Raw genomic sequence first — 535 nt, 5'->3', positions numbered from 1 at the left:
AATCAAATCCCTGGCAGATCGGCCGGTGCCGCGATGCAGGCTGGCACGCTTCTTGAGTTACAGATCGCGATTGCAGATGCAGAACCCGATCGAGGACACCCCGTGAGCGATGCCACCACACTGTCGGTCGAAGGCTTTTTCGACCCGGCGACCCACACCGTCAGCTATCTCGTGCTCGATACCGCGAGCCGCGCATGCGCGCTGATCGACAGCGTGCTCGACTACGACCCGACATCCGGCCGCACGCGCACCGCCAGCGCCGACCGGCTGATCGCCCGCGTCGCCGAACTCGGCGCGGACGTGCACTGGCTGCTGGAAACCCACGTGCACGCCGACCACCTGTCGGCCGCGCCGTACCTGAAGAAACACGTCGGCGGCCGGATCGCGATCGGTTCGCACGTGCGCCGCGTGCAGCACGTGTTCGGCACGCTGTTCAACGCGGGCCCCGGCTTCGCGCACGATGGCCGCCAGTTCGACCGGCTGCTCGACGACGGCGACACGCTCGCGCTCGGCACGCTGACGATCCGCGCGCTGC

General features: G+C 68.0%; 1 protein-coding gene. It reads left to right on the top strand.

Features of this window, described 5'->3' with window-relative positions; translation table 11 throughout:
- Positions 1–102 precede the first annotated feature (102 nt).
- Positions 103–535: MBL fold metallo-hydrolase (locus L810_RS34715; protein ID WP_042977411.1), on the top strand; the 433-nt coding region annotated here is incomplete at its 3' end.

It is taken from the genome of Burkholderia sp. AU4i (assembly GCF_000466765.1).
Taxonomy (GTDB): Bacteria; Pseudomonadota; Gammaproteobacteria; order Burkholderiales; family Burkholderiaceae; genus Burkholderia; species Burkholderia cepacia.
Note: the sequence above shows the minus strand (reverse complement) of the source record. Positions and strands in the feature narration are given on the sequence as shown.